General features: G+C 46.1%; 1 protein-coding gene and 1 pseudogene. One reads left to right on the forward strand and one right to left on the reverse strand.

Going from position 1 to position 838, the window contains the following annotated elements:
* Positions 1-168: pseudogene (locus ACWHAR_RS25230) on the forward strand (beta-phosphoglucomutase); the annotation flags it as partial.
* A 62-nt stretch (positions 169-230) separates the two neighbouring features.
* Here ACWHAR_RS25230 and clpP read toward each other — a convergent pair.
* The gene (clpP, locus tag ACWHAR_RS25235; RefSeq protein ID WP_452088202.1) at positions 231-824 is read right to left on the reverse strand and encodes an ATP-dependent Clp endopeptidase proteolytic subunit ClpP; all 594 of its coding nucleotides are present in this window, start codon (positions 822-824) and stop codon (positions 231-233) included.
* Positions 825-838: the final 14 nt, after the last annotated feature.

Here is an 838-nt window from a genome sequence, read left to right on the forward strand (position 1 = left end):
GACGCAGAAGCAGGCATTTCTGCAATCAAATCTGCGGGGATGTTTGCGGTTGGTGTAGGTCAAGGACAGCCGATGCTTGGTGCTGATCTGGTTGTGAGGCAGACGAATGATTTGACGCTTGAGCTGTTACATGAGGAATGGGAGCAGTATAGAATAAAAAGTGTTTAAGGGAGTCAAATCCTTGAAATGAAAAAAACCTGCAAGAGACGCAGCTCTTGCAGGTTGTGTTATTACTTTTTGTCTTCTGTGTGAGTCAAAATTTTGTCAATCAGGCCGTATTCAAGCGCTTCTTCAGCAGACTTGAAGTTATCACGGTCTGTGTCGCGTTCGATCACTTCAAGCGGCTGGCCAGTACGTTCAGCAAGGACTTTGTTTAGTTTGTCGCGAAGCAAGAGAATGCGTTTCGCGGCAATTTCAATTTCTGTCGCCTGACCTTGCGCACCGCCAAGTGGCTGGTGAATCATGACTTCACTGTTTGGAAGCGCATAGCGTTTGCCTTTTTCGCCGGCTGCAAGCAGGAAAGCGCCCATTGACGCAGCCGTACCGATACAAATTGTAGATACCTTCGGCTTAATAAACTGCATGGTATCATAGATCGCCATACCGGCTGTAATAGAGCCGCCCGGGCTGTTGATGTAAAGAGAAATTTCTTTTTCAGGGTCTTCTGCTGCTAAGAATAAAAGCTGTGACACGATGGAGTTCGCAACGTTGTCATCAATCGCAGATCCAAGCATGATGATACGATCCTTTAATAGACGAGAATAAATGTCATACGCTCTTTCCCCGCGGTTCGTTTGTTCAATGACTGTAGGTATTAAATTCATAATGCTCCTCCTTC

The sequence above is a fragment of the Bacillus sp. LR--39 genome (assembly GCF_053613335.1).